The 23041-nt window shown below is 50.9% G+C and carries 16 protein-coding genes and 1 riboswitch; of the genes, 13 read left to right on the top strand and 3 right to left on the bottom strand.

The features are described 5' to 3' along the window. Positions 1–13 precede the first annotated feature (13 nt). Positions 14–129: riboswitch (SAM riboswitch) on the top strand. A 134-nt stretch (positions 130–263) separates the two neighbouring features. Further along, on the top strand, positions 264–1451 hold the full coding sequence (gene metK / locus OCV69_RS05905) for a methionine adenosyltransferase (RefSeq protein WP_158358309.1): 1188 nt from the start codon (positions 264–266) through the stop codon (positions 1449–1451). Positions 1452–1523: 72 nt separating this feature from the next. Here metK and OCV69_RS05900 read toward each other — a convergent pair whose 3' ends face one another. The 3 genes from OCV69_RS05900 to OCV69_RS05890 form a co-directional block, all read right to left on the bottom strand. Then, the gene (locus OCV69_RS05900) at positions 1524–2183 is read right to left on the bottom strand and encodes a nucleotidyltransferase domain-containing protein (RefSeq protein ID WP_158358308.1); all 660 of its coding nucleotides are present in this window, start codon (positions 2181–2183) and stop codon (positions 1524–1526) included. A 5-nt stretch (positions 2184–2188) separates the two neighbouring features. Continuing rightward, the gene (gene hutI / locus OCV69_RS05895) at positions 2189–3514 is read right to left on the bottom strand and encodes an imidazolonepropionase (RefSeq protein WP_158358307.1); all 1326 of its coding nucleotides are present in this window, start codon (positions 3512–3514) and stop codon (positions 2189–2191) included. 93 nt (positions 3515–3607) lie between these two features. Beyond that, complete coding sequence (locus tag OCV69_RS05890) at positions 3608–5629, bottom strand: urocanate hydratase (protein WP_158358306.1); 2022 nt, start codon at positions 5627–5629, stop codon at positions 3608–3610. 223 nt (positions 5630–5852) lie between these two features. On the opposite strand from OCV69_RS05890, the gene OCV69_RS05885 reads away from it, so the two are divergent. The 12 genes from OCV69_RS05885 to OCV69_RS05830 all read left to right on the top strand — a co-directional run bounded on the left by OCV69_RS05885 (position 5853) and on the right by OCV69_RS05830 (position 22905). Beyond that, positions 5853–8702 carry an ATP-binding protein gene (locus OCV69_RS05885; protein ID WP_158358305.1) on the top strand — a complete coding sequence of 950 codons (2850 nt, stop codon included), beginning with the start codon at positions 5853–5855 and terminating at the stop codon, positions 8700–8702. Between the two features lie 113 nt (positions 8703–8815). Continuing rightward, a complete protein-coding gene (hutH, locus tag OCV69_RS05880; protein WP_158358304.1) occupies positions 8816–10348 on the top strand; it encodes a histidine ammonia-lyase in 1533 nt (510 codons plus the stop codon). Between the two features lie 2 nt (positions 10349–10350). Next, positions 10351–10956: a HutD/Ves family protein gene (locus OCV69_RS05875; RefSeq protein ID WP_158358303.1), complete on the top strand. Its 606-nt coding sequence runs from the start codon at positions 10351–10353 to the stop codon at positions 10954–10956. Between the two features lie 38 nt (positions 10957–10994). Next, on the top strand, positions 10995–11903 hold the full coding sequence (ftcD, locus tag OCV69_RS05870; RefSeq protein ID WP_022273265.1) for a glutamate formimidoyltransferase: 909 nt from the start codon (positions 10995–10997) through the stop codon (positions 11901–11903). A gap of 3 nt (positions 11904–11906) precedes the next feature. Then, on the top strand, positions 11907–12545 hold the full coding sequence (locus OCV69_RS05865; RefSeq protein ID WP_158358302.1) for a cyclodeaminase/cyclohydrolase family protein: 639 nt from the start codon (positions 11907–11909) through the stop codon (positions 12543–12545). Between the two features lie 150 nt (positions 12546–12695). Continuing rightward, positions 12696–14174: a sensor histidine kinase gene (locus OCV69_RS05860; protein ID WP_158358300.1), complete on the top strand. Its 1479-nt coding sequence runs from the start codon at positions 12696–12698 to the stop codon at positions 14172–14174. Between the two features lie 12 nt (positions 14175–14186). Further along, a complete protein-coding gene (locus tag OCV69_RS05855; RefSeq protein ID WP_022273262.1) occupies positions 14187–14876 on the top strand; it encodes a response regulator transcription factor in 690 nt (229 codons plus the stop codon). A 173-nt stretch (positions 14877–15049) separates the two neighbouring features. Next, positions 15050–15277, top strand: coding sequence for a helix-turn-helix domain-containing protein (locus OCV69_RS05850; protein WP_022273261.1), 228 nt, complete (start codon positions 15050–15052; stop codon positions 15275–15277). Next, positions 15270–16838 (top strand): type I restriction-modification system subunit M, encoded by a 1569-nt coding sequence (locus tag OCV69_RS05845; RefSeq protein ID WP_158358298.1) that lies wholly within the window; start codon positions 15270–15272, stop codon positions 16836–16838. The genes OCV69_RS05850 and OCV69_RS05845 overlap by 8 nt, the downstream gene beginning before the upstream one ends. Next, a complete protein-coding gene (locus OCV69_RS05840) occupies positions 16835–17845 on the top strand; it encodes a virulence RhuM family protein (RefSeq protein WP_158358296.1) in 1011 nt (336 codons plus the stop codon). The genes OCV69_RS05845 and OCV69_RS05840 overlap by 4 nt, the downstream gene beginning before the upstream one ends. Continuing rightward, positions 17842–19662 carry a restriction endonuclease subunit S gene (locus tag OCV69_RS16825; RefSeq protein WP_158358294.1) on the top strand — a complete coding sequence of 607 codons (1821 nt, stop codon included), beginning with the start codon at positions 17842–17844 and terminating at the stop codon, positions 19660–19662. The genes OCV69_RS05840 and OCV69_RS16825 overlap by 4 nt, the downstream gene beginning before the upstream one ends. Positions 19663–19683: 21 nt before the next feature. Next, complete coding sequence (locus tag OCV69_RS05830; protein WP_158358292.1) at positions 19684–22905, top strand: type I restriction endonuclease subunit R; 3222 nt, start codon at positions 19684–19686, stop codon at positions 22903–22905. Positions 22906–23041: the final 136 nt, after the last annotated feature.

Here is a 23041-nt window from a genome sequence, read left to right as displayed (position 1 = left end):
TATTCAGTTTTATCCCTTATTCAGAGTGATGGAGGTACATAGGACCTGTGAAGTCACGGCAACCCCTGTTAATCGCGGTGCGAGAGGGCAGGAAGGTGCCAGCCTGAGCGAGAAATCGAGCAATAAGAGGATTTGATGGAGTAGCTTTGTCAAGTCCGCTTATGAATGTGAGCGGACTTTTTTTATGCGCGGGATACGGAAAGAGGAGCTGGCAGACAGTGCCGGCGTGCCCTGCGCGCCCCTGAAACCAGAGAGGAGAAAAAATGGAAAAGAGACTTTTTACATCTGAGTCCGTAACAGAGGGACATTCGGATAAAATGTGCGACGCGATCTCTGATGCGATCCTGGACGCACTGATGGAGAAGGACCCCATGAGCCGTGTGGCATGTGAGACCTGCGCCACCACAGGCCTTGTGATGGTCATGGGTGAGATCACCACCAACGCATATGTGGACATCCAGAAGATCGTCCGCGAGACGGTCCGCGAGATCGGCTATGACCGGGCCAAATACGGCTTCGACTGCGATACCTGCGGCGTTGTGGTCGCCATCGACGAGCAGTCCACGGATATTGCCATGGGCGTAAACAAAGCCCTGGAAGCCAGAGAGAAGACCATGACCGAGGATGAGCTGGATGCCATCGGCGCCGGAGACCAGGGTATGATGTTCGGCTTTGCCAGCAACGAGACAGAGGAATATATGCCCTATCCGATCTCCCTGGCCCATAAGCTGACAAGGCAGCTTACCAAGGTGAGAAAGGACGGCACACTTAAATATTTAAGACCCGACGGAAAGAGCCAGGTGACGGTGGAGTACGACGAAAACGGAAAGCCGTACCGTCTGGACGCCGTTGTTTTATCCACCCAGCACGATGATGCTGTGACCCAGGAGCAGATCCATGAGGACATCCGGAAGTATGTGTTCGATCCGGTGCTTCCGGCAGGAATGGTGGACGAAAACACGAAGTTTTATATCAATCCCACAGGCCGTTTCGTGATCGGAGGACCCCACGGCGACAGCGGACTGACTGGAAGAAAGATCATTGTTGACACCTACGGCGGATATGCCCGTCACGGCGGCGGCGCATTCTCCGGTAAGGACTGCACCAAGGTGGACCGTTCCGCAGCTTATGCGGCCCGTTATGTGGCCAAGAACATGGTTGCTGCCGGACTTGCCGATAAGTGTGAGGTCCAGCTTTCCTACGCCATTGGCGTGGCCCATCCCACTTCCATCGAGGTGGATACCTTTGGAACTGGAAAGCTTTCCGATGACAGGCTCGTGGAGATCATCCGCGAACACTTTGACCTCCGCCCGGCCGGGATCATTAAGATGTTAGATCTCCGCCGCCCCATCTACAAGCAGACTGCGGCTTACGGCCATTTCGGAAGGACCGATGTGGATCTGCCGTGGGAGAAGTTAGACAAGGTGGATGTGCTGAAGAAATATCTGTAAGAACAGAATATAGAAGAAAAAGGCTTCTGGAGCCAGCCCCACAGCGGCGTTTGCCGGGGCTGGCTCTCTGTTTTATCTGGGCGCCCCCGCCCATTTCCCTGCCCAGGAAAAAAGCTGCTCCGACATGGCATCAAAGGCAACCGGTCTTCCTCCCTTCAGTTCCATAAAGGTCTGGAGAACGGCGCTTTCCTCTGGGGGCAGGACAGATACCAGATCCGCCATATGCCGTACATAAACTCCGGTCCTCTGGAAGTGGACCGCCTGGAGGACAAAGGAGGCAGATTTATAGAGTCCCTTTAAAATATCCTCGCTTTTTTCATAGAGCATATTGTGGACACAGCCGTGGTAGACACCGCAGGCGCCGGACTTTATGGCCCGGGCTATATCGGCGCTGGTGACAGAGGAGAGCACCTGGTCCAGGCTTCCTCTTATGGGGGTGGTGTCGCGGCAGAACTGGAAAAGCTCCGAGGGCTCCCAGTTTTCCAGCTCCTGTCTTCCGGACAGGAAGCCGCAGATAAGCTCCCGGCAGGGAAGGGTATCCAGCATGGCGTCATAGGTATGGATATCGCTGGCGGAGAGCTGGTCCAGGATTCCCACCATATCAATGTCGCTGGCTTCTGTGGCCTCCTCGCGGCCGTAGCTCCCCTGGAGTCCGGCAAACCAGACGCGGTCCGGAAAGGCCTGATCCAGGGCAGCCATATATTTTTTAATAAATTCAGTTATTTCAATCATTTCCGTTAATTTTCTCTTTTCAATTCCGGGAGCCTTTCCCATTCCTTCTGGTAGGCCACGTCTCCATTCTTTATGACAGTCTCCACCAGGTTGATCCCCGTATGGTAGGGCATAAAGTGGATGGACGGGTATTTTAAGATGACCACATCGGCTTTTTTGCCCTTTTCCAGGCTTCCGATGGAATCAGAGCGCCCAAGGGCTGCGGCCCCGTTGATGGTGAGGGCAGTGATCACCTCCTCAATGGACATATTCATATAGATGCAGCCCAGGGCTATGAGAAGGGGGATGCTGTTGGTAAAGCAGCTTCCGGGGTTCAGATCCGAAGCCAGGGCCACGGCACAGCCGGAATCGATCATCTTTCTCGCCGGGGCGAAGGGCTCTTTTAAGCAGAAAGCGGTGGCCGGCAGCAGCGTACTGATGACGCCCGCCTTTGCCATCTGGCGGATTCCCTCGTCGGAGGCCTTTAAAAGGTGGTCAGCGGAATACGCGCCTGTGCGGGCGGCCAGCTCTGCGCCTCCCAGAGAGTTCATTTCATCGGCATGGACCTTCAGCTTGAAGCCCATTTCCTTTGCCCTGGTCAGATAGTATTCAGAATCTTCAATGCCGAACACGCCCTTTTCGCAGAAGATATCGGCAAACTCTGCCAGTCCCTCCTCCTTGACCACAGGCATTACGTCCTGTAAGAGCATATCGATGAATTCCCGCTCCTTTCCCTTATACTGGGGCAGGACGCTGTGGGGGCCCAGGAAGGTAGTCACGATATCCACCGGATGGGAGGCGTCCAGCTCCTTCATGGCCCGGAGCTGCTTTAATTCCGTATTCCGGTCCATGCCGTAGCCGCTTTTTCCCTCAACGGTGGTCACGCCGAACTCCAGCATCCGGTTCACCCGTTCTCTTCCGACAGAAACCAGCTCCTGGATGGAGGCGTCCCTGGTGGGGCCGACGGTGGCGTTGATGCCGCCTCCCCGCTCCATGATGGACATATAGGTGTCGCCCTTTAAGCGCCAGGAAAACTCCTCGGCCCGGTAGCCGCCGAAGATAAAGTGGGTGTGGGAATCCACGAAGCCAGGAAGAACGGTCTTTCCGGAGGCGTCCAGGACCGTATAGCCAGAGGCAGTTTCCGTACATGCGTCAACCTGACCGGAGCCCTCTTCAAAGCCTGCCAGGAGATCCAGCTCCTCGGTGGTGCCGACGGCAAAGATCCGGTCATCATGGATCAGAACGCCTCCGTTTTTTATAAGACCGATATCGGCCATTTCCGCGCCTTTTTTGGGAGCGGAGCCCCGGCAGGTCACCAGCTCGGAGGCGCGGCGGATATAAAGTTTTTTCATATAGTCTCCTACTTTCTATGCAAAGGAACCGCCGGATGCGTTTCCAGGCGGTTCCGGCCTGGGCAGAAGGCTGCTCAGGCCGGGGCAGTATGCTTATTTACATGTGTTGTTAAATACGCGCTCGATCAGCTCATCGTCGGCGATATAGGGCATCGTGATGGCGTCAGAGCCGGCAAATTTCTTATTATATTCGGCAACGGTCGCAATGGAGTGCTCGTTTCTTGCCCAGCTTCTTCTGGAAACGCCCACCATGGTATCCCACGGGATGGCTTCGCGGATGATCTGGTCCGTGAGCTCGGAGCCGTCTAAGACAAGGCCGAAGCCGCCGTTGATGGCCTTTCCGATGCCGGTGCCGCCGCCGTTGTGGAGAGCCACAAGGGTCATGCCGCGGGCTGCGTTTCCTGCATAGCAGTGGGTCGCCATGTCGGCCGTGAAGTTGGAGCCGTCATAGATATTGGAGGTCTCGCGGTACGGGGAATCCGTTCCGCCGGTATCGTGGTGGTCGCGGCCCAGCATCACCGGTCCGATCTCTCCATTTCTTACCATTTCATTGAATTTTAAAGCGATGTCGCGTCTTCCCAGAGCGTCCTGGTAGAGGATCCGGCACTGGGTCCCCACCACCAGCTGGTTCTTTTCAGCATCACGGATCCAGATCCAGTTGTCCCGGTCCTGGAAGCGGCGGTTGGGATCGATGATCTCCATGGCCGCATGGTCGGTCTTAATAAGGTCCTCATGCTTTCCGGACAGGCAGCACCAGCGGAACGGGCCGTAGCCGTAGTCGAATAACTCCGGTCCCAGGATGTCCTCCACATAGGACGGGAAGATGAAGCCCTCGGAGGTGTCCACGCCGTTTTTGGAGATCTCCTTGTTTCCGGCGTCAAATACAGCCTTCATGAAGGCGTTGCCGTAATCAAAGAAATAGGAGCCTCTTTCCACCAGAGTCCGGATCATATGGAAGTGGGTGGTCAGGGAACGGTTGACCAGCTCACAGAATTTTTCATGGTCATGGTCCAGCATCTCAGTTCTTTCCTCAAAGGTCAGGCCCTGGGGGCAGTAGCCGCCGTCGTAGGGAACGTGACAGGAGGTCTGGTCGGAGAGCAGGTCGATATGGATGTTGTTGTTTACAGCATATTCCAGCAGGTCCACGATATTTCCGTGGAAGGCGATGGACATGGGCTCTTTCCTGTCCATATAGGTCCGGGCTGTACGGAAGGCCTCCTCCGGAGACTCGCAGATCATTTTTACCCAGCCCTGGCTGTGGCGGGTCTCGATCCGGGAGGAATCCACCTCGGCGATGATGCCCACGCCTCCGGCGATCTCGATGGCCTTGGGCTGTGCGCCGCTCATGCCGCCCAGTCCGCTGGTGACGAATAAGTGGCCGGCCAGGTTTCCTTCTGCGGGAACGCCTAAGAACTTACGGCCTGCGTTTAAGATGGTATTGAAGGTACCGTGGACGATGCCCTGGGGGCCAATGTACATCCAGCCTCCGGCTGTCATCTGGCCGTAGGAGGAGCAGCCCATGGCCGTTGCCTTTGCCCAGGTCTCCGGATTATCGCCCTCGCCCACCATAAGGCCGTTGGTGATGACCACTCTGGGGGCCTGTTTATGGGAGTGGAAAAGGCCCAGGGGATGGCCGGACATCACCACAAGGGTCTGCTCGTCGGTGAGGACCTCCAGATATTTTTTCAGGAGCTGGTACTGCATCCAGTTCTGGCATACCTGTCCGGTCTCGCCGTAGGTCACAAGCTCATAAGGATAAAGGGCCACATCATGGTTTAAGTTGTTGTCGATCATTACCTGGAAGGCCTTGCCCTGGACGCAGTTTCCCTTATATTCGTCGATGGGCTTTCCGTAGATCCTTTCCTTTGGCATAAAACGGTATCCGTAGATCCGGCCGCGGGTCAGGAGCTCTTCCATAAATTCGGGGGCCAGAGCCTCGTGGAGCTCCTCGGGCACATAGCGGAGGGCGTTTTTCACTGCCAGCTTCTTTTCATGGTCGGAGAGGGTCAGGTCGCGCATGGGGGCACGGCGGATCCCTTCCTTAAATACAGGATACTCCGGAAGCACCGGATCCAGCTTGATGGTCATGGCAGCGCCGATTTCTTTGTTGGTCATATGCATTCTCATCCTTTCTCTTTATAACAGAAACGTCTTAGTCTTTCTAAAATCTGCGGAACTATTCAGTTACTTAGAGTATATCACCAGAGAGTCAAAAAAACGTCAATAAGCTGGAATAGTTGACAGTTTTTTGGACGTTTTGTATACTTAAAGGCAGAAGAAACCAGCATCCGTGAGGGAACTGCGGCAGTACAGCTGCAAGCGAAAGTGAGGGGATACGGTGAAAAAAATTGAAATACGCCTGTTCGGGACTCCGGCCATCCTGGCAGACGGGGAACCGGTGGGCTTTCCATATAAAAAGGTGGAGGGCTTTCTTTATTATCTCTGTGTGAAAAAGCAGATCACCAGAGAGGAGGCCATCTGTCTTTTATGGGGGGATGAGGACGAGGCCAGCGGAAGGAAAAAGCTCCGGGACGCCATCTACCAGGTACGGAAAAAGCTGGATAAGGACATTATCCTGACTGCGGGCCATACGGGGATCGCCCTGAATCCGGCCTGTCCCGTGTCCATTGACTGGGATCATGTAAAAAAGGGCCATCTGGGAGAGCAGAAGCCGTTCCTGGAATATTTTTACATAAAAAAATGTCTGGAATTTGAAGAGTGGGTCGGCGGGATCCGGGCCATGCAGAGCGAGGAGTCTGTAAAAAATGCCTCTGGGAAATTCCGGGAGGCCAGAGAGAAGGGAGACATGGAGGCGGTCCAGAAATACGGCTCCCTTCTTATAAAAGAGGATCCATATGATGAAGAGATCTATTATGAGCTGATGAGCATTTATGCAGAACATGGCGATTATATCATGGCCATCCGCCTGTACTATGACCTGGAAAAGTGCCTGAAGGAGGAGATGGGGGTGGAGCCGTCCCGGAAGATCCGGGAGCTGTTCCAGCGGGTGTTCCATGTGAAGGAGCATATGAAGGCCGTGGGAGGCCCGGCGGACCTGCCCTTTGTGGGGAGGAAAAAGGAATTATTTTCTGTCAGTGAATTTCTGGAATGGGATCCCTCCGATCCGGTGAACTGCCTGGTGGTGGTGGGAGAGGAGGGAGTCGGAAAAACGGCGTTTCTGGAAAACAGCCTCCGGCTGGCCGCCTCCAGGCAGATGGTGACCTTAAAAAGCTCCTGCTACCGTCAGGGAACGGATTTTTTCCTGAACCCCTGGAGCGATATTTTACAGGAGCTGCGCCAGATCCAGGAAAACGGAGGCCCGGGATTTTTAAAGACCGGGGATGAGGAGCGCCTGTCCATGATCCTTAAGCTGGAAAACGCCGGAGGGCCCGACAGCCGCCGTCTCACCTATTCCATGATCGAGCGGGAGATCATGGAACTGTTTTCCGGCCTTACCCGCCGCTTCCGGGTCCTGCTGGCCTTTGACGATGTCCAGTGGATGGACCGGATGAGCCTCCAGCTTTTAAACCGGCTTCTGGGAAGCGCCTCCGGGGCCGGGACAGCAGTATTGTGTACCTGCAGCAAAAATGGGGAAATGGATGTGATGACATCTCTGGAGCCCCTGGTGCGGGAGGACAGGATCACGGTGGTCCGCCTGGAGCCATTTACAGAGGAAGAGACAGAGGAGATCCTGCGGCGGGAGCTTCCCGATGTGGCAAAGGAGGCGGGAAAGTGCCGGTCCATCTATAAGACCACCGAGGGGAACGCCTTTTTCCTTCGGGAGATGATCAATCTGATCCGGAAAAAGGGCTTTACCCTGGAAAAATCCGCCAAGACCAATCTGGCCATCCAGACCCGGCTGTCGTCGGTGGGGGCCAGGGAGCGGGAGATCCTGGAATGTATGTCCGTGTTCCCGGAAAAGATCGGTATCGAGGAGCTGGAATATCTGATGAAGGGGACGGACCGGCTGACGCTCTTAAAGCGTCTGGAGAGGCTTTCCGAGGCCTTTCTGATCCAGGAGGTGCTGGTGGGATGGAACGTGTATTATAAGTTCAGCCACCGCCTGTTCCAGGAATATGTGTATGAAAAGCAGAGTAATGGCAAGACCCTCCAGTACCACCGGATGCTGGCGGAATATTATGGGAGCCAGCCGGACCGGGGCTTCCGGACCTTGGCCCTGGCAGCCTACCACTATGATAAGTGCCATGACCAGGTCCAGGCGTACCGCTACCAGATCTACTATCTGAAGGAATTTTACACGGTCATCAACGAGAATTTCCCGGTGCTCCACAGCCCGATGCCGGAGCAGGGAGACGATTTCGGCGTCATGACCGGGGCGGAGCGGATGCTGGAGCTGGCGGAGCAGGTCATTGGATTAAAGGACGATTCTCCCATGATCCGACAGATGAAAATGGAAATGCGCTATATCAAGGGACGGTATGAGATCGCCATGGGCGAGTATGACCGGGGAAATTCTGACATTAACTGCAGCATGGCCCTGGCCCTGGGGCTGGGGGACGACGAGGTTTACCTGGCATGCTTAAAACAGCAGATCTTCTGCGGGATCCAGACCGGGAACACAGAGCTGGTGGAGGAGCTGGTGGAGCACGGGCTCCGGTGCCGGGGCGGAGAGAAAAAGGACGAGTATGCCACCCTCATGCGCTTAAAGGGGCTCTGCTATATGCAGAAGGGAAAGTACGATGTGGCGGAGACCATGCTGCTCCAGGCCTTGTCCCTGTTTGAGGAGCTGGACCATGAGATCTACGGCGCGGGCGTGGCGGCCTGCTACAATTATCTGGGAGATGTATACAGGAAGCAGGGTCATCTGGACGAGGCCATGGCCTATTATGGCCGCGCCCTGGCGGTGGGCGAGAGCCTGTCCTTTATGAACGGCCTGGGCCAGATCTACTCCAGCATGGGCCAGGTCCACTGTCTCAGAGGCCAGTATAAGGAGGCCATGGCGCTTCTGGAAAAGGCTGTGGAATGCCTGGAACGGAACGGCTACCGCTGGGGCCTGGAACGGGCCGAGGGCTGGCTCGCTCTCACCTGCATAAAGACGGGCGACCTAAAGAGCGCCAGGGAGCATTACAGGAAGGGGAGGGAGATCTCCGATAAGATCCGGAATCCGGAGACGGAACGGCTGCTTTCCGAGGTAGAGAAACGATTGGAGAATCGTCTGACATATTAGCATGATAAAGCGAAAGAGTTTGACGCTTTTTGGACGTTTTTTGTGTATAATGGATCCATATCCGACTGGAACTGGTAAAAATTTCAGCAAAATCACATAAGGAGAGGTAGCATATGCAGAAAGTTGTAATCACAGGCCATGACCTGACCGTGGACCAGATCATCGCCGTATGCCGCGAAGGCGCAGAAGTCGTTTTATCGGATGAGAGCAGAGAAAAGATCCTGGCCTCCAGACAGGTGGTCAACGAGCTGGTGGAGGAGAGAAAGGTCGTATACGGGATCACCACTGGCTTCGGTAAGTTCAGCGATGTGGTCATTTCCCAGGATGAGTGCAAGCTGCTGCAGAAGAACCTGATCATCACCCATGCGGTAGGCGCGGGAGATCCCTTTAAAGAGGACATTGCCAGGGGGATCCTGTTACTTCGTGTCAACAGCCTTTCCAACGGCTTTTCCGGCATCTGCCTGGAGACCGTGGAGACCATGATCGCCATGTTAAATAAGGGTGTGACTCCCTTTATCCCGGAAAAGGGCTCCCTGGGCGCATCCGGAGATCTGGCTCCCCTGTCCCATATGGTCCTTCCCATGATCGGTCTTGGAATGGCCTGGTATAAGGGCGAGCTGCTTCCGGGCGCTGAGGCCATGGAGCGGGCCGGGATCCCGGTGATCGAGCTGTCTGCCAAAGAGGGGCTTGCCTTAAATAACGGGACCCAGGCCATGACCTCTGTGGGCGCCCACGCTCTTCATGACGCCATTACGCTCTTAAAGACCGCCGACATCGCCGCTGCCTTATCCTTTGAGGCCCAGAACGGCGTTGTGGACGCCCTGGATGCAAGAGTCCACCAGGTACGTCCCCATGCAGGCCAGATGGCCACAGCCAGGAACTTATTAAAGCTCCTGGAGGGAAGCAAAAACGCCAGCCGCCAGGGAGAGATCCGTGTACAGGACGCTTATTCCCTGCGCTGCTGTCCGCAGATCCACGGAGCCAGCAAGGACGCGGTCAACTATGTGGGCGGCCGTGTGGACATCGAGATCAACGCCGTTACGGATAACCCGCTGATCTTCAGGGAGGACAGAAGCGGGATCTCTGGAGGAAACTTCCATGGACAGCCCATGGCTTTAAGCTTTGACTTCTTAAAGATCGCAGAATCCGAGCTGGCCGACGTTTCCGAGCGCCGGATCGAACGTCTGGTGAACCCGGCGTACAGCGGCCTTCCTGCATTCTTAACCCCCAACGGCGGCGTAAACTCCGGCTTTATGATCGTCCAGTATTCGGCTGCCGCCCTGGTTTCTGAAAATAAAGTCCTGGCCCATCCGGCCAGCGTGGACAGCATCCCGTCTTCCGCAGGCCAGGAAGACCATGTGAGCATGGGGACCATTGCCGCAAGGCAGGCCGGCGAGATCGGCCGCAATGTGCGCCGTGTGCTGGCCATGGAGCTGATGGTAGCCTGCCAGGGCATCGACATGAGAGGAAACAAGGGACTTGGAAAGGGGACCCAGGCGGCCTATGATCTTGTGCGCAAATGTGTGGCCCGTCTGGATGAGGACCGGGAGCTTTACGAAGACATCAACTACTGCGAAAAGATCATCGAGGACGGCTCTCTGATCCGTGCCGTTGAGGAAGCCCTGGGAGCAGAGATCGAGTATTAAATATGAACATGGAGATAAAAAAGATCGGAAGAGATGCATGCCGCGTCTCTTCCTGGTCCGGCGGGACCACCACCGAGCTTTCCATCGCGCCGGAAAACGGGAATTACCAGAGCCGGGACTTTCTGTGGCGCTTAAGCTCCGCCACCGTGGAGCTGGAGGAGAGCACCTTTACGTCTCTCCCGGATTTTGACCGGATCATCCTGACCCTTGAAGGGGAGATGGACATATGCCACGACGGGGGACCATGGATCCATCTGGAGGAGTTTTCGCCCCATCGGTTTGACGGGGCCAGTGAAACTAAAAGCCAGGGACGGGTGACGGACTTTAATCTGATGTTAAGGAAGGGAGCCTGTACAGGGGACCTGGAGGTCCTTTCCGGTTCTGGAAGTGAACAGACAGAGGATGTGTACAGTACCCTGTTCTTTTACTGCCATGAGGGCCGGATGGAGGTCCTGGTTTCCGGACCGGAGCCAGTGATCCTGGATGAAGGCCAGGGGCTCCTGCTGCGGGGACTGCCGTCCGGGAGCCGGATCGCCTATGAGATAAAGCCAGGGACCCGGGCTGTGAAGGCAGAGATCCATGAAAAACATGAAAATGATAAAAATTAAAACAATCACAATAACAGAAAAACTGGAGGATGGGATCAATGGGAAATAAGCTGATCGAATGCGTACCCAATTATAGTGAAGGCCGCGATCTGGAAAAGATCGAAAAGATCGTAGAGTGCTTCCGTGCAAAAAAAGGCGTGCGGCTTCTGGATTACCAGACCGACCCCAACCACAACCGCCTGGTGGTCACTGTGATCGGTGAGCCAGAGCCTCTCCGCGATGCGGTGGTAGCTTCCTTTGGAAGGGCTGTGGAGCTGATCGATATGACGAAGCATGAGGGCCAGCATCCCAGAATGGGAGCCGTGGACGTGGTTCCGTTCATTCCGTGCCGCAACGCGACCCTGGAGGAGGCCGATGCCCTGGCCAAGGAAGTGGCAAAGACCGTGGGCGAGCAGTACGGGATCCCCTGCTTCTTATACGAGTCTTCCGCGACGGCTCCCCACAGAGCGAACCTGGCCAGCATCCGCAAGGGCCAGTTTGAGGGAATGGCAGAGAAGATGCAGGATACAGAAAAATGGGCTCCGGATTTCGGACCGGCCGCTCCCCATCCCACAGCAGGCGTCAGCGCAGTGGGAGCCAGGATGCCGCTGGTGGCCTATAACGTAAATCTGGGCACCGATAATCTGGAGATCGCAAACCAGATCGCAAGACGCGTAAGGAATATCAACGGCGGCTACCATTACATCAAGGCCATCGGCGTGATGCTGGAGGACAGAAATCTGGCCCAGGTATCCATGAACCTGACTGACTATACAAAGACGGCCGTATACCGTGCCTTCGAGGCTGTGAAAATGGAGGCAAAGCGCTACGGCGTTCCAGTGCTGGAAAGCGAGATCGTGGGACTCCTTCCCATGCAGGCCCTGGTGGACTGCGCCGAGTATTATCTCCAGGTGGCAGGCTTTGATCCGTCCCAGATCATGGAAAACCGTCTTTTAGAGGAGGAATAAACCGTGGCAGACTTAAAAAATTTATCTGTGGAAGAATTTGTGGCAGTGACCGGCTCTGACGCTCCGGCTCCGGGCGGCGGAAGTGTTGCGGCCTTAGCCGGAGGTCTGGGAGCCGCCCTGGCGGAAATGGTGGCGAACCTGACCATCGGGAAAGCGAAATATGCAGATGTGGAAGAGGAGATGAAGGGTCTGGCGGCAGAGGGAGCGGCTCTCAGAAAAGAGCTGATCGATTCCATCCAGAAGGATACGGAATCCTTCACCGCGTATATGAACGCCCTGGGTATGCCGAAAAATACCGATGAGGAAAAGGCGGCCAGAAAAGAGGCCATGCAGAACGGCTTAAAGGAGGCCGCAGAGGTGCCTCTGGCAGTTGCAGAAACGGCCCTTAAGATCTTCCATGTGGCCGGGGCTGTGGTGGAACGAGGCAATGCCAACGCCGTTACAGACGGCCTGGTGGCCTCCATGATGGCCAGGACCGCGGTCCTCAGCGCCCTCCTTAACGTAAAGATCAACCTGGGCTCCATCAAGGACGAGGAATTTGTGGCCCGTATGGCGGCGAAGGTGGCAGAGCTTGAAAAGGCGGCCATGGACGGTGAAAAGGCGGTCATGGAGCTTTCCGCACTGACCAGGGATCTGGTGTAAAAAATACGAATATTAAAAAAATTGGAGACCCCGGGCGCTTTTTCCGCGTCCCGGGGCCTTCTTTCTGCCATTTTTTATAATAGTTTTATAAATAAGGTGGGAAAGTATGGTATAATAAAAAAAACATGTGAAAAAGGGGGAGCGGCGTTTATGAAGATCCGTACAAAGCTTGCCATCGCATTCCTCACCATCACAGTCGTTCCCATCACGCTGATCTATATGGCCATCATCGGGCTCAACAATTACCAGGCCAGGGTATTCAGCGAGACCTACGGCGTTTCAGAGGATGTGGATCTGTTTTCCGGCGCATCCATCCGGGTCTTCAGCCACTTAACGGAGTCCATCCAGAAGGAGATCGATAAGGTACTGGAGTCGGATACGGGGAAGTTCAGCAACGAGACGTACCTGGCGGATCTGAACGGGAGGCTTTCTATGAAGCACTCGTTCCTGGTGGTGCGGAAGGCGGAGGAGCTGATCTTCGTGGGAGATACGGCCACTGTGGAGGACCTGAAGCAGGAGTTTTTTGGATATGAGGACGCGGGAGCCCCGTCGTCCTGGAGAAATTTCCTGGATAAGGATACGGAGCATCTGTTAAAGATCCGGGAATTTGCCTATCCGGACGGAGATGACGGCGGCGTCTACCTGGTGACCAATGTGATGGATATGGTGCCGGAGGCCAAGTCCATGATCTTTGAGATGCTGGTCACCAGCGTAATGATCCTGTTCATCACAGGGGCGGTGCTGACGGTCTGGGTATACCAGTCCATTCTCCGGCCCATTGGAAAGCTCCAGGAGGCCACCAAGAAGATCCGGGACGGAAACCTGGACTTTACCCTGGAGGTGGAGGATGACGATGAGATCGGACAGCTCTGCCAGAATTTTGAGGAAATGCGGATCCGGTTAAAGGAGAGCACGGAGGAAAAGGTCCAGTACGACAAGGAGAGCAAGGAGCTGATCAGCAACATCTCCCATGATCTGAAGACTCCCATCACGGCCATCAAGGGGTATGTGGAGGGGATCATGGACGGCGTGGCCTCGTCGCCGGAAAAGCTGGACAAATATATACGTACCATCTACCATAAGGCCAACGACATGGACCGGCTCATCGATGAGCTGACGTTTTATTCCAAGATCGACACCAACAAGATCCCCTATACGTTTTCCAGGATTAATGTGGCCAACTATTTCCGGGACTGTATCGACGAGGTGGGCCTGGAGCTGGAGGCCAGGGGCGTGGAGCTGGGATATTTCAATTATGTGGATGAGGACGTATACGTCATCGCCGATGCCGAGCAGATGAAGCGGGTCATCAACAATATCATTGGAAATTCCCTGAAATACATGGACAAGAAAAAAGGGATCATCAATATCCGGATCCTGGATGTGGGCGATTTCGTCCAGGTGGAGATCGAGGACAACGGAAAGGGCATCGGTCCCAGAGAGCTGCCGTATATCTTTGACCGGTTCTATCGGACGGATTCCTCGAGAAATTCAGCCAAGGGAGGAAGCGGCATCGGACTTTCCATCGTAAAGAAGATTGTGGAGGACCATGGGGGCAGAATCTGGGCCACCAGTAAAGAAGGGATCGGCACAGAGATTCATTTTGTACTGAGGAAGACAAGCGTGTAAAAGGAGAAGGTTATGAGCAGAATTTTGATCGTAGAAGACGAAGAGAGCATTGCGGAGCTGGAGAAGGATTATCTGGAGCTTTCGGGCTTTGAGGTGGAGATCGAGAACGACGGGGAATCCGGGCTTAAGAGAGCCCTGGAGGAGGAATTTGATCTTTTCATCCTGGATCTGATGCTGCCGGGCGTGGACGGCTTTGAGATCTGCAAAAGGATCCGGGAAAATAAGAACACCCCGATCATTATGGTGTCGGCCAAGAAGGACGACATCGACAAGATCCGCGGTCTGGGACTGGGGGCCGACGATTATATCACAAAGCCCTTCAGCCCCAGCGAGATGGTGGCCCGGGTAAAGGCCCATATGTCCCGGTATGAGCGCCTCATCGGCAGCGGGATGCCGGCCAACGATATCATCGAGATCCGGGGCCTTAAGATCGACAAAACAGCCAGACGGGTCTACGTAAATGGGGAGGAAAAGAATTTTACCACCAAGGAATTTGATCTTCTGACCTTCCTGGCCCAGAATCCCAACCACGTGTTCACCAAGGAGGAGCTGTTCTCCAAGATCTGGGATATGGAGTCCATCGGCGATATCGCCACGGTCACGGTGCATATCAAAAAGATCCGTGAGAAGATCGAGATGAATACAGCCAAGCCCCAGTACATTGAGACGATCTGGGGCGTGGGGTATCGGTTTAAGGTATAAATACAGTTTAAAGACAGGATTTCCTTGTATTTGCAGGGAGATCCTGTTTTATATGGAAAAGTGTTCTGACAGAGCGGAGATTTTCTGCGTGAGCATAAAACAAGTTCATGCAAACTTGTTGGAAAAATCACGTTTTCGTGATATGATGGTTTTTATGCAAGGAGGGATTCACTATGGCTATAACCTATAAAAAATTATTTCACCTTTTGATTGATAAAGGTATGACTAATGCCGAGTTGATGGAGAAAGCAGGTTTTAGTGCCAATATTATTACACGTATCAAACGGGACAATTATATTTCGCTTGATAGTATTGAGAAGATTTGCAAAACTCTCAACTGCGGCGTTGACGATATTCTGGAATTTATACCTGATAAAAAGGAGAACGGGAACAATGGTTGATATAAAGAAAGAACAAGAGCGTGACGAGCTGCACCGTGCGATATGGGCAATCGCTGATGAGCTTCGTGGCGCCGTGGACGGTTGGGATTTCAAGAACTATGTTCTTGGCACGATGTTTTACAGGTATATTTCCGAAAATCTGACCAATTACATTAACTCCGGAGAACAGGATGCCGGTGATACTGATTTTGATTATGCCAAAATATCCGATGCCGGAGCAGAGGAAGCCCGTGAGGGACTGGTTGAAGAAAAAGGCTTTTTCATTCCGCCGTCTGAACTATTCTGCAATGTAAATCTTAAAGCCGACAATGACGAAAATCTGAATGAAACCCTGGAGCGTGTTTTCAACCATATTGAAACATCCGCAAAAGGTTCTTCCTCTGAAAGCAGCTTTGCCGGACTGTTCGACGATTTTGATGTGAACAGCAACAAGCTCGGTTCTACCGTTGCAAAGAGAAACGAGCGCCTTACAAAACTTCTGCATGGTGTAGCTGATATGAACCTTGGCGATGTGAAAGACCATGATATTGATGCCTTTGGCGATGCTTATGAATATCTGATGACCATGTACGCATCTGGAGCAGGGAAATCCGGCGGTGAGTTCTTTACCCCTGCCGATGTTTCCGAATTGCTTACCAGACTCGGCACGGTGGGCAAAACTGAAATCAACAAAGTTTACGATCCTGCGTGTGGATCTGGCTCGCTGCTTCTGAAAGCGGAAAAGGTTCTCGGCAAGGATGCCGTCAGAAATGGCTTCTACGGACAGGAAATCAACATCACTACTTACAATCTCTGCCGTATCAATATGTTCCTGCATGATGTTGGCTTTGATAAGTTCGATATTGCTTGCGAAGATACTCTGACTGCACCGCAGCATTGGGGCGATGAACCGTTTGAACTGATTGTTTCCAATCCCCCTTATTCTATCAAATGGGCTGGTGATGATAACCCTCTGCTGATTAACGACCCTCGTTTCTCTCCGGCTGGCGTTCTCGCACCGAAGTCAAAAGCCGACCTTGCCTTTATCATGCACTCCCTTTCCTGGCTTGCATCCAATGGCACGGCGGCGATTGTCTGCTTCCCCGGTATTATGTACCGTGGTGGTGCGGAGCAGAAAATCAGAAAGTATCTGATTGATAATAACTTCATCGACTGCATCATCCAGCTTCCGGGCAATCTGTTCTTCGGAACTTCCATTGCTACCTGCATTATGGTTCTGAAGAAAGGGAAAGCCGACAACAAAACTCTGTTTATTGATGCTACGGGCGAGTGCATCAAGGTCACGAACAACAATAAGCTGACACAGGAAAATATTGAAAGAATTGTGGAGACCTTTGCAAATCGAACCGAGGAGCCACATTTCTCCCATCTGGCAGGCTATGGGGAAATCGCAGAAAATGACTATAACCTTTCCGTATCTGCATATGTGGAAGCAGAGGACACCAGTGAGAAAATAGATATTGTAAAGCTCAATGCAGAAATCAAAGAAATTGTAGCTCGTGAGCAGGTGCTCCGTGATGAAATTGATAAGATCATTGCAGAAATCGAGGTGGGCGTATGAGTGGTGAATTTCAGTTTTTAATATACCAGTCTTCCGAGGAAGATGTTTCGGTAAATGCGGTAATTCGTGATGAAACAATTTGGCTGACGCAAAAATCCATGGCGGAATTATTTGATGTAGATGTACCTGCGATTTCCAAGCATCTGACTAATATATATGCTGACGGAGAGTTGATGAAAGATTCAACTATTTCCAAAATGGAAATAGTTCAACAAGAAGGTACCCGTCATGTAAAAAGAGAGCAGAATTTTTATAATCTGGACGCTATTATTTCCGTTGGTTATCGTGTTAATTCCCGTAGGGCAACACAGTTCAGGATTTGGGCAACAAGCGTCTTAAAAGAGTATATGATCAAGGGCTTTGCAATGGACGATGAGCGCTTAAAGCAAGGGAAAACAGTGTTTGGCAGGGACTACTTCCGTGAATTGCTGGAAAGAGTCCGTTCTATCCGTGCCAGCGAGCGTCGCATTTGGCAGCAAATCACGGATATTTTTGCTGAATGCAGTATCGACTATGATAAGAATGCACAGATTACCCATGACTTTTATGCAATGGTACAGAATAAATTTCATTATGCTATCGTAGGGCAGACTGCGGCAGAAATTGTGTATACTAAAGCAGACAGGACCAAAGAAAATATGGGACTGACAACATGGAAAAATGCACCGGAAGGTCGTATTTTGAAATCTGATGTAGTGGTTGCGAAAAACTATCTGGAGGAAAAGCAGATTCGCCAGCTGGAACGAGCCGTAACCGGATATTTTGACTATATCGAAGACCTGATAGAGAGAGAAAATACTTTTACCATGGAGGAATTTGCTGCCAGTGTGAATGAATTTCTGGCATTCCGAAGATATGATATTCTGCGTGACAAGGGAAAAATCTCCGGTAAAATGGCAAAAGAAAAGGCTGCTGCTGAATATGCAGAATTTAATAAGACACAAAAAATCACTTCTGATTTTGATAAGGCGGTCAAACGGATGTTGAAGGCAGGTGATCAGGAATGAGCAGACTGGATGAATTGATTCAAGAGTACTGCCCGGATGGGGTGGAATATAAAACGCTTGGCGAAATAGCAACCGATGTTTTCCGTGGGTCAGGGATAAAGCGTGACCAGGTTACCGAAGATGGAATTCCTTGTGTTCGTTACGGAGAAATCTACACAACTTACGGAATTTGGTTTGATTCATGCGTATCTCATACACGGCTTGAGTATGTGCAGTCTCCAAAATATTTCAGTCACGGAGATATTTTGTTCGCCATCACTGGGGAGAGCGTTGAGGATATTGCAAAATCATGTGCATATGTAGGCAATGACGATTGTTTGGCAGGTGGGGATATTGTTGTTCTAAAACACAATGAAAATCCAAAGTATTTGAGTTATGCCCTTGCAACCAAAGAAGCAAGACGGCAAAAAAGTGCTGGGAAGGTCAAAAGCAAAGTTGTTCATTCGAGTGTACCTGCAATAAAAGCAATCCGAATCCCTGTTCCCCCTCTGCCTGTTCAGCGTGAAATTGTCCGTATTCTGGACAATTTCACAGAACTTACAGCAGAACTTACAGCAGAACTTACAGCGAGGAAGAAACAGTATGAGTTTTATCGGGATAAACTGCTGACCTTCGGCGATGTCCGGGGGGCGACAAGTGATGTTGTATGGAGGGCACTCGCTGAGATCGCAGACATTTCAACCGGGTCGAGCAACACTGATGATGCAGTTGAGGGTGGCTGTTATCCATTTTTTGTCCGTTCTCAGCAGCCACTTGCTAAAGATGAATACGAGTATGACGAAGAAGCAATTATCACCGCAGGAGACGGTGTAGGTGTTGGAAAGGTATTCCATTACATCAATGGGAAATATGCACTCCATCAAAGAGCTTACAGAATTCATCCTGCAACAAACGAACTTTTGGGGAAATATCTGTATCATTACTTTGTTGCCACTTTCCCGAGATACATCGGTCAGCAAATGTATCAAGGGTCAGTGCCATCAATCCGCAGACCAATGCTCAATAAGTTCCAAGTGGCAATTCCGTCACTTGATATTCAGAAACGCATTGTTAATGTCCTCGACAACTTTGATACTATCTGTTCCAACCTGAAAATCGGTCTCCCTGCCGAGATTGAAGCAAGACAAAAGCAGTACGAGTTCTATCGTGATGCCCTCTTGACATATGCCGCAACCGGCAAGACAATCTTAACAGACAGACAGACAGACAGACAGACAGACAGACAGACAGACGAGCTTAATGGCTTGATTTTGCTCTGTCAATATGTCTTTGGAGTTATTTCTGTTACTTTGAACATGATTTCCGAAAATCATGACAGCAAGAGAAAACCTATCACAAGCGGCAACCGTGAAGCTGGCGAATACCCTTACTATGGTGCATCCGGCATTGTTGATTACGTGAGTGGTTACATCTTTGATGGAGATTTCCTGCTTATCTCCGAGGACGGCAATAATCTGGTGGCACGAAGCACACCGATTGCGTTCTCTATATCTGGAAAGAACTGGGTAAATAACCATGCTCATGTTTTGAAATTTGACAGTTACGTAACAAGAAGATATGTCGAGTTTTATTTGAACTCCATTGACCTTTCACAGTATATTTCTGGTGGAGCACAGCCGAAGCTGAACCAGAAGAACCTTAATACAATACCTATTCCGCTACCGTCTATCAAGGAACAGGAGAGTATCGTAGGTATCCTTGACCGCTTTGATGCTCTCTGCAATGATATTTCTTCCGGACTTCCGGCAGAGATTGGAGCACGAACAAAGCAATACGAATACTATCGAGATAAGCTGCTTACCTTCAAAAAGCAGTAAACAAACCAAGGAGGACACCGCATGAGCACATACAATATCATTGCCACAAGCAATGAGAGTACTGTTGTAGCTGAATATACGCCGGAAAGCTCATGCTCTGACAGCTTCCAGAGCGAGGCGGCTCTTGAAAAGGAATTTATCCGTATACTGACCGCACAGGGATATGAGTACCTTACCATCCATGATGAAAACAGTCTAATTGTCAACCTTAGGCAGCAGCTGGAGCTTTTGAACGATTACACCTTTACTGACAGCGAGTGGAAGCGTTTCTTTACGGAAACACTTGCCAACGCTAACGAGGGTATCGTTGAAAAAAGCCGTACCATCCAGACTGATCATGTAAAGGTACTCCGCAGGGATGATGGAACTTCCAAGAATATTCAGCTCATAGATAAAAAGAACATTCACAACAACCGCTTACAGGTTATCAACCAGTACAAGGTGAATGGCAGCAAAGCTGCCAGAGAGGGTGGATTGGGCCATGGGGAAACCGAGGGTAAGCATGACACCCGATATGATGTGACAATTCTTGTCAATGGACTGCCCCTTGTCCATGTGGAACTGAAACGCCGCGGTGCCCCCATCCGTGAAGCCTTTAACCAGATCAAACGCTATCAGAGAGACAGTTTTTGGGCGGCAAGCGGCTTGTATGAGTATGTGCAGATTTTCATTATTTCCAATGGAACGCACACCAAATATTATTCCAACACCACCAGAAACAGCCACATCAAGGAAATGGGCGAGTCTGCAAAACAGAAATCTAAGAAAACAAGCAATAGCTTTGAGTTTACTTCTTTCTGGGCAGATGGTAACAATAAGGTAATTGCAGATCTCATCGATTTTACAAAAACCTTCCTTGTCAAGCACACCATTCTGAATGTGCTGACCAAGTATTGTGTTTTCACAACGGAAGAAATTTTGATGGTTATGAGACCGTATCAGATTGCGGCAACCGAGCGTATTCTGAACCGTATAGAGGTTTCGACCAACTACAAGAAGATGGGAACGATTGATGCCGGAGGTTATATCTGGCACACCACTGGAAGCGGAAAGACGCTGACCTCTTTTAAGACTGCACAGCTTGCATCTGCACTTCCGTATGTGGACAAAGTTCTGTTCGTAGTTGATAGAAAAGACCTTGATTATCAGACTATGAAAGAGTATGACCGTTTTGAAAAAGGCTCTGCCAACAGCAATGCTTCTACAAGAGTATTGCAGAGACAGCTTGAGGACAGGGATGAAAAAGGCGGCTACCACCAGTATAAAATTATCATTACGACCATTCAGAAGTTGGATAACTTCGTGACCAAGAATAAAGGACATGAAGTGTTCAACAAGCATTGCGTTCTTATCTTTGACGAGTGCCATCGCAGCCAGTTTGGAGATATGCACGCCAAGATTGTAAAGGCGTTCAAAAAATATCATCTGTTTGGATTTACTGGAACACCAATTTTTGCAGCCAATGCTGGAAAAGGAAAGCATATGGAAATGCTGACTACACCGCAGACCTTTGGTGACCAGCTCCATACTTATACCATCGTAGATGCTATCAATGATGGAAATGTTCTTCCTTTCCGCATCGATTATGTGAACACGGTTAAGGAAAAAGAGGGCATCAAGGACAAGAATGTTTCTGCCATTGATATTGAAAAGGCAATGGGTGCGCCGGAGCGTATTCGAGAAATCGTCAAATACACTCTGGAGCATTTTGACCAGAAAACCAAACGCAATAGTTTCTACTCTTTGAAAGGAAAACGCGTGGCTGGCTTCAATGCCATATTTGCTGTCAGTTCCATTCCGATGGCGATGAAGTATTACAAGGAGTTTCAGAGACAGATTGCTGAGAGCCACCGTCAGTTTATGATTGCTACGATTTTCAGTTATTCAGCAAACGAAGATGACCCAGAAGACCTGTCTGCCGGACAGGCAGGTGTTCTGCAAGAAGAAGGCTTTGACACGGAAGCTTTGGATCAGACTTCCAGAGATTTTCTTGAAAGTGCCATTGCGGATTATAATGCTGCGTTTAACACCAACTTTGACACTTCCGCTGATAAGTTTCAGAATTACTACAAGGATTTGTCTATGCGAGTGAAGAACCGTGAAGTGGATTTGCTGATTGTCGTGAATATGTTCCTCACAGGCTTCGATGCCACAACGCTCAACACCTTGTGGGTGGACAAAAATCTGAAAATGCACGGACTGATCCAGGCCTATTCCAGAACCAACCGTATTCTGAACTCGGTCAAGACATATGGCAATATCGTCTGCTTCCGTGATTTACAGAAAGCCACAGATGATGCAATCGCTCTTTTTGGCGACAAGAATGCCAGCGGCATAGTTCTTCTAAAGAGCTTTAAGGATTACTGGAATGGCTATGAGGACAACAACGGTAAGTATCATCCTGGTTATGTTGATTTGCTGGAAAAACTGGAAACAGAATATCCTCTTGGTACTCAGATCGTTGGAGAGCAGATAGAGAAAGATTTTATCAGACTGTTCGGCTCTATCCTTAGTATGAGAAATATACTTTCGTCCTTTGATCAGTTTGAAGAAATGGACAGTATTGCAGCAAGGGATTTGCAAAATTATCAGAGCATCTACCTTGACCTGTATGATAAGTACCGTAGAAAAGATGAAGCTGAAAAAGAAGATATCACGGATGATATTGAATTTGAAATTGAGCTTATCAAGCAAGTGGAGATCAATATCGACCACATCCTGATGCTGGTTGAAAAATATCACGAGGGCAATTGTGAGGACAAAGAAATTCTCATTTCTATCCGCAAAGCAGTGGATGCAAGCATACAGCTTCGGAGTAAGAAGGAGCTGATTGAAGCCTTTATCAGCCGTGTCAATGTTGATACCCGGGTTACTGCTGACTGGCGTAGATTTATCCTGGAGCAGGAAGAAAATGATTTGACTGAAATTATCACGAACGAAAAACTTAAGGCAGAGGAAACAAGAAGGTTTGTTGATAATGCGTTCCGTGACGGAGCATTGAAGACGACAGGAACGGAGATAGACAAGCTCATGCCCCCTGTTTCACGCTTCGGCGGTGGTGGCAGAGCCAGGAAGAAGCAAGGTGTCATTGAAAAATTGAAAGCTTTCTTTGAAAAATATTTTGGGCTTGGAATTGCAGAGTTCAGAACCAGGGAACAGGAGCAGTCAGTTGTTTATGAAATCGAGCCGGCCTATCAGATGGCAGCTGAAGAGCGTGCACCGTATGGAACGAAAGAAAATTAAACAATAGCTGACCTGATATGTGGCCAGAAATCCTGTATTTCAATGGATGTTTTCTGTACTTTATGCAAAAATATAAATATCGGTTGAACATTCTGCCTGAAAGAATTATAATAAGAACAGTGAGAATTTTTTGGAA

Origin of the sequence: Alitiscatomonas aceti, from assembly GCF_025567195.1 — a bacterium.
GTDB classification, from domain to species: Bacteria; Bacillota; Clostridia; order Lachnospirales; family Lachnospiraceae; genus Alitiscatomonas; species Alitiscatomonas aceti.
Note: the sequence above shows the minus strand (reverse complement) of the source record. Positions and strands in the feature narration are given on the sequence as shown.